At 69.4% G+C, this 7,804-nt stretch carries 10 protein-coding genes; 9 read left to right on the plus strand and 1 reads right to left on the minus strand.

What is annotated here, in order from left to right:
- From ybgF to Q1K70_RS21040, 9 genes are all read left to right on the plus strand, one after another.
- Positions 1–538, plus strand: a 538-nt coding sequence (ybgF, locus tag Q1K70_RS21000; RefSeq protein WP_300164340.1) for a tol-pal system protein YbgF, incomplete at its 5' end; no start/stop codon positions are given.
- A complete protein-coding gene (gene dprA, locus Q1K70_RS21005) occupies positions 535–1,821 on the plus strand; it encodes a DNA-processing protein DprA (protein WP_300164343.1) in 1,287 nt (428 codons plus the stop codon). The genes ybgF and dprA, both read left to right, overlap by 4 nt.
- A gap of 12 nt (positions 1,822–1,833) precedes the next feature.
- A complete protein-coding gene (locus Q1K70_RS21010) occupies positions 1,834–2,265 on the plus strand; it encodes a hypothetical protein (protein WP_300164346.1) in 432 nt (143 codons plus the stop codon).
- Complete coding sequence (locus Q1K70_RS21015) at positions 2,262–3,101, plus strand: HDOD domain-containing protein (protein ID WP_300164349.1); 840 nt, start codon at positions 2,262–2,264, stop codon at positions 3,099–3,101. The genes Q1K70_RS21010 and Q1K70_RS21015 overlap by 4 nt, the downstream gene beginning before the upstream one ends.
- A 4-nt stretch (positions 3,102–3,105) precedes the next feature.
- The gene (locus Q1K70_RS21020) at positions 3,106–4,065 is read left to right on the plus strand and encodes a diguanylate cyclase (RefSeq protein ID WP_300164352.1); all 960 of its coding nucleotides are present in this window, start codon (positions 3,106–3,108) and stop codon (positions 4,063–4,065) included.
- Positions 4,040–4,999, plus strand: a complete 960-nt coding sequence (locus Q1K70_RS21025) for a tyrosine recombinase XerC (protein ID WP_300164355.1) — start codon at positions 4,040–4,042, stop codon at positions 4,997–4,999. The genes Q1K70_RS21020 and Q1K70_RS21025 overlap by 26 nt, the downstream gene beginning before the upstream one ends.
- Positions 5,000–5,048: 49 nt before the next feature.
- Complete coding sequence (locus Q1K70_RS21030) at positions 5,049–5,417, plus strand: type II toxin-antitoxin system RelE/ParE family toxin (protein WP_300164358.1); 369 nt, start codon at positions 5,049–5,051, stop codon at positions 5,415–5,417.
- Positions 5,407–5,721 carry a hypothetical protein gene (locus Q1K70_RS21035; RefSeq protein ID WP_300164361.1) on the plus strand — a complete coding sequence of 105 codons (315 nt, stop codon included), beginning with the start codon at positions 5,407–5,409 and terminating at the stop codon, positions 5,719–5,721. Before Q1K70_RS21030 ends, Q1K70_RS21035 begins: the two co-directional genes overlap by 11 nt.
- A 147-nt stretch (positions 5,722–5,868) precedes the next feature.
- A complete protein-coding gene (locus Q1K70_RS21040; protein ID WP_300164364.1) occupies positions 5,869–6,369 on the plus strand; it encodes a hypothetical protein in 501 nt (166 codons plus the stop codon).
- Between the two features lie 83 nt (positions 6,370–6,452).
- Here the strand turns inward: Q1K70_RS21040 and Q1K70_RS21045 are convergent.
- The coding region (locus Q1K70_RS21045) for a PD-(D/E)XK nuclease family protein (RefSeq protein WP_300164367.1) at positions 6,453–7,804 on the minus strand (1,352 nt) is incomplete at its 5' end.

The raw sequence follows: 7,804 nt of genomic DNA on the forward strand, positions 1-7,804 counted from the left end.
CCAGGCCCAGGCCACGCCGCCGGCCCAGGCCCAGCCGTCGGCTGCCGTGTCCGCGCCGCCCGCCGCCGCGCCCGCGCCGGCCGAGACGCCGACTCCGGCTGCGCCGGCCAAGCCCGCCGCCAGGGAAAACCGGCCCGGAGCCTCGGCCGAAACCGCTTCGCCGGCCGAGAAGGCCGAATACAACCGCGCCCTGCAACTGGCCATCAACGGCAATCCCGGCGGGGCCAAGGCCGCTTTCGACGCCTTCCTGACCGCCCATCCCGAGAGTCCGCTGGCCCCCAACGCCCTCTACTGGGTGGGCGAGAGCGCCTACGCTTCCGGCGACTACAAGACGGCCCTGACCGATTTCGACAAGGTGACCAAGGGCTGGCCCGGACACCACAAGGCGGCGGATTCCCTCTACAAGATGGCCATGGCCCAGGAGAAGACCGGCGACGTCGCCGCCGCCCGGGCCACCCTCGAACGCTACCTCAAGGACTATCCCGACGCGGAGCTGGCTTCGGTGGTGCGCCAGAAACTCCAATCCCTGCCCAAATGACCGACGACGGCGTGGCCTCGCCCCCGGCCGCCCCGGTCGCCCCGGTTGACTGGACGGGCGACGCGGCCTTCCTGGCCGAGCTCGAGGCCAGCCTGCGTCTGCGAAACGCCCCGGGCATCGGCCCGCGCACCTGGAAACGCATCTTCGACCGCTACCCCTCGGCCGTCGCCGCCCTGGCCGACGTCCGTTCCTTCGGCCCCCAGGGCCTGTGCGACGACGCGGCCGCCGGAGCCCTGGCCCGAGGCGCGTCCACCCCGGCCGCCCGGCGCGAGATGGAGGCGGCGGCCCAGAAGGGCTTGCTCCCCATCCCCTATTTCCACCCGGCCTATCCGGCCCGGCTGCGCGAGCTGCCCGATCCGCCGGCCGTGCTCTACGTCGTCGGCGACGCGGGCCTGCTTGGCGCCCCTTGCGTGGCCATGGTCGGGGCCAGGCAGTGCTCGCGCTACGGCTACGCCCAGGCCTTCGAGATCGCGGCCGGGCTGTCGGCGGCCGGGATCACCGTGGTCTCGGGCCTGGCCTTCGGCATCGACCGGCAGGCCCACCTGGGCGGCCTGGCCGGCCCGGGCCGGTCGCTGGCCGTGTGCGGCACCGGGCTCGACCTGGTCTATCCCGACGCCAACCTGGACGTGTGGCGCGAGCTTGCCGCCCACGGCGCGGTGGTCAGCGAGTTCGCCCCGGGCACGCCCCCCCAGGCCCAGAATTTCCCCATCCGCAACCGGGTCATCGCCGGGCTGTCCCTCGGCGTCATGGTGGTGGAGGCGGCGGCCCGCTCGGGAAGCCTCATCACGGCGCGCCTTGCCCTGGAGCAGGGCCGCGAGGTCTTCGCCCTGCCAGGGCCCGTCAACCTGCCGAGCTTCGCCGGCTGCCACGCGCTCCTGGCCCAGGGGGCCCGGCTCGTGCAGGCGGCCGAGGACATCGTGGCCGCCCTGGCCCGGGAGCTCGCCGGCTACGTGGACGCGCCCCGGTCCCGGCCGCCGGTTCCCGCGCGCCCCATGCCGGCGCAGGCGGCCGCGACGCGCCCAACGCCTTCCCGTGCGTCCCCCCCGCCACCCGAGGCACAGGCCCCGTCGTCAGCCCCGGCCGCGCCCGAGGCGGCCGCCGGCCTGACCGGCCTGGAGGCCGAGGCCTACCGGCTCCTCGGCGAGGGCGGCCGCCTCCACATCGACGTGCTGGCCACGCGCCTGGGAGCGGCCTCCGGGGCCCTCAGCCGGGCCCTGGTCCTTTTGGAACTCAAGGGGCTTGTGCGGAAATTGCCGGGCATGTACTACACGAGGGACGCGTAAGGACGGCCGCTCATGCAGAAAATCCCGCTCAACCTGGCCCGGCCGGGCATGCTCCTGGCCAAGCCCGTGGCCCGGCCCGACGGGATCGCCGTGGCCGCCGCCGGCACCGAACTTTCCGAAAGCCTGCTCGACCGCTTCGATTCCATGGGCGTGGACCACATCGTGGTCGAGGGCGAGCCCGTGTCCATGGACGGGCCGGCCGGTTCGTCCTCCTACGACAAGCGCCTGGAGCGGCTGGAGTCCCTTTTCCGCAAATATCCCGGGGACAAGTGGATGACGCAGATCCGCCGGCTCCTCGACCACTACTTCCGCATGAAGGCCGCGGCCAGCGTGGCCATGGCCGAGGCGGCCAAGGCGGCCAGGGCCGCTGCCCTGGCCGCGCCCGAAGGGGAGGCCTCGGCCGAGGGGGCGGCTCCGGCCGCCGCCAAGGGAGCCGGGCGATGAGCGAGGACCTGCGCACCGAGCGCAAGAACCGCCTGCTGGCCGTGCGCGACCTGCCCACCCTGCCCAAGGTCCTGGACGAGGTGAGCAAGCTCGTGGAGCGGCCGGACTCCACCACCGAGCAGGTGGCCAAGCTCATCAGCATGGACCAGGTGCTCTCGGCCAAGGTCCTCAAGATGGTCAATTCGCCGGTTTACGGCTTTCCGGGCCGCATCAGCTCCATCGGCCACGCGTTGGTGCTGCTGGGCTTCAACGTCCTGCGCTCCATCATCGTGTCCACCTCGGTCTTCGAGGTCATGACCGAGAACATGGTGGGGCTGTGGGAGCACAGCCTGGGCTGCGCCATGGCCTGCGGGACCACGGCGCGCATGCTCGGCTTCAAGGACGCCGAGGAGTATTCCGTGGCCGGGCTGCTCCACGACCTGGGCAAGGTCGTGGCCACGGTGCAACTGCCTGACCTCAAGGTGGAGATCGAGCGGCTGGTGGCCGAGCGCGACCTCTACTACCTGGAGGCCGAGCGCGAGGCCATGGGCTTCGGCCACGACCGCATCAACGCCTGGCTGGCCGACCACTGGAAGCTGCCGGCCAACATCAAGGAGGGGCTGTCCTACCACCACAAGCCCCACCTGGCCCAGCTGTACCCCGAAATGGCCAGCGTCGTGCACCTGGGCGACTTCATGGTGCGCGCCTTCGAATACGGCTTTTCCGGCGATGTGGGCGTCACCTATCTCCAACCCGAGGCTCTCAAGATCCTCAAGATCAAGCCGGCGGACTTCGAAAAGCTCCTGGACCAGATGAGCGGCCAGTTCGTGGAGATCGCCGACCTGTCCTTCGCCTGATCCCATGTCCGAAGAACATCTGTGCCTGTTCCCCAGGCCCCAGAAGATCATGGTCTTAAGCCCCGGCGAAGACCTGGCGGCGCTTTTCGCCATGGCCTTCTCCCCGGACGAGATCGAGGTGACGGCGCTTTCGCGCGGGCGCGGGGCCGTGGAGCTTCTTTTCATCGACCCGCCGGACCTGCTCGTGGTGGACCACGACCTGGCCGACATCCCGGGCCTCGACCTCGTGGGCATGGTGAAAAGCGAAAACGTCTACCGCCAGCTGCCCGTGGCCTTCGTCATGGACGAGGCGGCCCTTGGCGAGGACATCGACTGGTGCGCCGCCGAGGTGGACGAGCTGCTCACCCGGCCCCTGACCGCGCCGGTCCTGCGCGCCCGCGTGAGCCTCACCCTGGCCCGGGCCTCGCGCTCCCTGGACGCCAACCCCCTGACCAAGCTTCCCGGCAACACCTCCATCATCGGCCGCATCCAGGAGCTCATCGACCGCAAGGAGGACTTCGCCCTGGCCTACGCCGACCTCGACTACTTCAAGTCGTTCAACGACAAGTACGGCTTTTCCCGGGGCGACGAGGTGCTCATGATGACGGCGCGCATCCTCGTCAACACCGTGCGGTCCGTGGGCGGAGCCAAGGCCTTCGTGGGCCACGTGGGCGGCGACGACTTCGTCTTCATCCTGCCCATCGATCGGGTGGAGGAGGCCTGCCGGGCCGTGGTCGGGAGCTTCGACGACATCGTGCCGCACTTCTACGACGCCGAAGACCGGGAGCACGGCTACATCCAGTCCGTGGACCGCGAGGGCAACCGCCGCTCCTTTCCGCTCATGGCCATCTCCATCGCCGTGGTCTTCAACCGGGACGGGCGGCTCACGCACTTCGGCGAAGCCTCCCAGGCGGCCATGACCCTCAAGAAGAAGGCCAAGGAAAACCCCCGGAGCTGCTATGTCCTCGACAAGCGGCAAGCCTGAGGCCACGCCCGCCCGGCCGCAGACCGTGGCGGCCTTTCTCGAGCACCTCGCCGTGGGCAAGGGCTATTCCCCGGCCACGGTCGCGGCCTACGCCGAGGACCTGCTCCAGTTCGAGGCCTACCTTTCCCTGCGCGGTCTGACCCTTGCCCGCCCCGGCGAGATCGGGCGCGACCAGGCCAGGGGGTTTCTGGCCGAACTGCACCGCCGCCGGGCGGCCAAGACGTCCATGGGGCGCAAGCTCTCGGCCCTGCGCTCCTTTTTCACCTTCATGCGCCAGAAGAAGCTCGTCGCGGCCGACCCCGTGGCCGGGCTCAGGAACCCCAAGCAGGACAAGCGCCAGCCCCGGGCGCTCAACGTGGACGAGGCCGTGGCCCTGGTTTCGCCCAAGGCCGGCAGCGCCCATGCCGACGGCTCCATCGAGTCCTGCCGCGACCTGGCCCTGGCCGAGCTGCTCTACGGCTCGGGGCTTCGGGTGAGCGAGGCCGTGGGGCTCGATGTGGACGACGTGGATTTTTTCCAGGGCATCGCCCGGGTGCTCGGCAAGGGCTCCAAGGAGCGCCTGGCCCCCCTAAGCGACGCGGCCCGGGAGCGGCTGCGGGAATACGCTAGGCGGCGGGGCGAGCTGGTGACGGTCCCCTCGGAGCAGGCCTTTTTCCTGGGGGCGCGCGGCGGGCGGCTCGACCGGCGGCAGGCGGCGCGCATCCTCGACGCCATGGCCCGCGAGGCGGGCATCGCCCAGCATACCCATCCCCATATGCTGCGCCACAGCTTCGCCACCCACCTGCTCGAATCCGGGGCCGACCTGCGCAGCGTCCAGGAGCTTTTGGGGCACGAGCGCCTGAGCACCACCCAGCGCTACACCCACCTGGAACTGGCCCGCATCATGCGCATCTACGACAAGGCCCACCCGCGCTCGGACGAGTCCAAGTCCTGAAAGAGCTTTGCCCCCTTGACTGATGTACTAAAAAAGGTACATGTCGGACATGCGCAAGCGCCTGCAAGCCGTGTTCTACAGGACGCCGCACGGCGTCGAACCCGTGCGGGAATGGCTCAAGGGCTTGGACCGGGAGGACCGCAAAGCCGTGGGCTGCGACATCCTTACCGTCGAAATGGGCTGGCCCATCGGCATGCCCGCCTGCCGGCCCCTGGGAAAGGGCATTTTCGAGGTCCGCACGGATATCTCCGGCGGCCGCACGGCCAGGGTGCTGTTTTGTCTGGAGGCAGGCGTGCTGTACCTGCTTCACGGATTCGTCAAGAAGACCCGGAAGACGCCCGGGCAGGACTTGGAACTGGCGCTCCAGCGTAGGCGAACGGTGCTGGAGAGCGCCTTGGGGAGGGAGCATGGTTGCTGAGGAGAACGGCTGTCGCGGCGGATCGTTGGCCGAATTCCTGGAAGAGGACGGCACGCTGGAAGCCTGCGAGGCCGTGGCCGTCAAGCGGGTGATAGCCTGGCAGCTGCGCGACTACATGGAGGCCTGCTGCCTCACCAAGACGGAGATGGCCCGGCGTCTGGGAACGAGCCGCTCGCTGGTGGACAGGATTCTCGACGAGAACAACACCTCCATCACTTTGGGCACGATCCTCAAGGTCGGCCGGGTGATCCACAAGCCCGTCCGGTTTTCCTTCAGCGACGGCGAACCGCACTGCGCCGTATGAAGCTCGGGGGTTTTTTCCGGTCCCGGACGTGCGCTCTCCCTATCCCTGCCTCGGGTTCGTAGCAACTTGCCATCGGGCAGGCGACAGGGTAGTGGAATTGCCTTCCGATCGGCTCCATTCCGTCATTTCCATAACCAGGAGAACTGCATGATCCGCCGCACGCTGCTCGCCATGTGCCTGATCGCACTGCTGGGCGTTGCGACCGCCTCGGCCGGGGGCTTCGACTGCGTCAAGCCGCCCTACGGCACGACGTTGGCCTCCATCAACGACAACGAGTACTTCGTCAAGTTCATGGAAAAGGACGGGGTAGCCTATTACAACTACACCGGTCCGTGCAGGCTCGGCGTGCACGAGCGCCTGGCCCCGGTGATCGTTTACGGCGTGGTGGATGGCAAGCTCTACAGCCGCATCATGAAGACCGAGCACGACGACATCGACATCATCAAGGCCGTCACCACCAAGCTGGCCGGCACTCCAGAGACGGCCGTCGAAGGCCAGTGGCTGGTCATGAGCTGGGATTTCCCGGAAAAGCAGATCAAAATGAAGCTCAAGTACAACAACGATTCCAAGGCCACCAAGTCGGCCATCTACTACGAGCCCCTGCGCCCCAAGAGCGCCCCCGCCCCCGAAGAATCCCTCGGAAAATAGCCTCTCCCCTTTGGGGGGGACCGGGGGGGATCATCCCCCCCGGCCGCCGGAGGCTTTGTTTCTCGTTCTCTTGTCTTCGCGCCTCACCTCGCCGCCGCGCCGCAGGCCGGGCGGTAGTCGCAGTAGGCGCAGCGCCGGGCGTCGGGCCGGGGGGTGAAGGACGCGGCCGTGCCCAGGTGGCGCAGGAGAAAGCCCAGAAGCTCCGGGATGCGCCGCGTCACGGCCTCCTCCCGCGCGGCGGGATCGCAGCGCGGACCGAAAAGCCTCTTCTCCTTCCCCGATTCCCGCAGTTCCACGAAGACCGCGTCCGCCGGCGTCTCCCCCCGTGAGGCGGCGTAGAGCCAGGAGTAGAGCGGCAGTTGCACGCTCGGGAAGCGGTCGGCGACCTCGCCCAGAAGCTCCGGGTCGTCCTCGTGGCGGGCAAAGGCGGCCAGGCGGGCGAAAAACGCCTCGTCGGCCCAGGCTCCGGCGGCCACGCCGGCCAGGGAGCCGGTCTTGTAGTCCACGATGACGATGCCCTCCTCGCGGCGGTCCACCCGGTCGGCCCGGCCGCCCAGCAGGCAGGTCCGGCCGGAAACGTCGAGGCTGGCGGCGAGCTCGGTTTCCAGGGCCAGGAGCGTGGTGCGGGGCAGGGCACCGGCCATCAGGGCCAGGCGCGTGCGGGCCGCCCGCACCAGGAGCAGCCGGCCGTCCGGCGGCAGGGCGGCGAAGGCCGGGTCGTTCTGGGCTCGCGCCTCGAACAGGTCGCCGAGCGCCGTGGCGCTCACGTCCGCCGTGTCGATGTCGCGCCCGATCAGGGGCGCGAAGAATTCCCGCAACGTCTCGTGCACGAGCACGCCCACGGCCGCCGGATCGCCTTCCTCGGCCACCTCGGCCAGGGGGGCCAGCGACGTCAGGTACTTGTGGAAAAAGCGCAGCGGGCAGGCCAGGTAGGCGTCCAGGAACGTGGCCGAGATCCGGCCCTCCAGACAGGCGGCGCGCCTGGCGGCCACGGCCGGCGTGACCGGCATGGCCGCGTCGGTCCTGGGGATGGGACAAAGGGGCAGATGGATGAGCGCAACCGGCGGCTCGCCCGGGGCCAGCACCCGGCCCAGGCGCTTTTCCTCCTCCCACAAGAGCTGTTCCACGAACCGGCTGCGCACGGGCTTGTCCTCGAAAAGCCCGGCGCCCGTGGCTCCGGTGCGATACAGCACCGTGATCTCCTCGGCCCCGAAAAACAGGCGATAGATGTTGTAGGCCGAAACCAGGTCCCGCTCCCGGGAATCGGGCAGGCCCAGGAGCCGGCGCAGGGCGTCCGGCAGCAGGGGATCGTACGGGTCCTGGCCCGGCAGCTTGTCCTCCACGGCATCCAGGACAAAGACGCGGCGGAAGGATAAAAGGCGCGTCTCCAGGACGCCCATGACCTGAAGCCCGGTCAGGGGCTCGGCCTCGAAGG

This window comes from Solidesulfovibrio sp., from assembly GCF_029978005.1.
GTDB lineage: Bacteria > Desulfobacterota > Desulfovibrionia > Desulfovibrionales > Desulfovibrionaceae > Solidesulfovibrio.

What these genes read in the sequence shown, in the direction of transcription:
- dprA (WP_300164343.1), top strand. Translation starts at nt 535, where the DNA reads ATGACCGACGACGGCGTGGCCTCGCCCCCGGCCGCCCCGGTCGCCCCG.
- Q1K70_RS21010 (WP_300164346.1), top strand. Translation starts at nt 1,834, where the DNA reads ATGCAGAAAATCCCGCTCAACCTGGCCCGGCCGGGCATGCTCCTGGCC.
- Q1K70_RS21015 (WP_300164349.1), top strand. Translation starts at nt 2,262, where the DNA reads ATGAGCGAGGACCTGCGCACCGAGCGCAAGAACCGCCTGCTGGCCGTG.
- Q1K70_RS21020 (WP_300164352.1), top strand. Translation starts at nt 3,106, where the DNA reads ATGTCCGAAGAACATCTGTGCCTGTTCCCCAGGCCCCAGAAGATCATG.
- Q1K70_RS21025 (WP_300164355.1), top strand. Translation starts at nt 4,040, where the DNA reads ATGTCCTCGACAAGCGGCAAGCCTGAGGCCACGCCCGCCCGGCCGCAG.
- Q1K70_RS21030 (WP_300164358.1), top strand. Translation starts at nt 5,049, where the DNA reads ATGCGCAAGCGCCTGCAAGCCGTGTTCTACAGGACGCCGCACGGCGTC.
- Q1K70_RS21035 (WP_300164361.1), top strand. Translation starts at nt 5,407, where the DNA reads ATGGTTGCTGAGGAGAACGGCTGTCGCGGCGGATCGTTGGCCGAATTC.
- Q1K70_RS21040 (WP_300164364.1), top strand. Translation starts at nt 5,869, where the DNA reads ATGATCCGCCGCACGCTGCTCGCCATGTGCCTGATCGCACTGCTGGGC.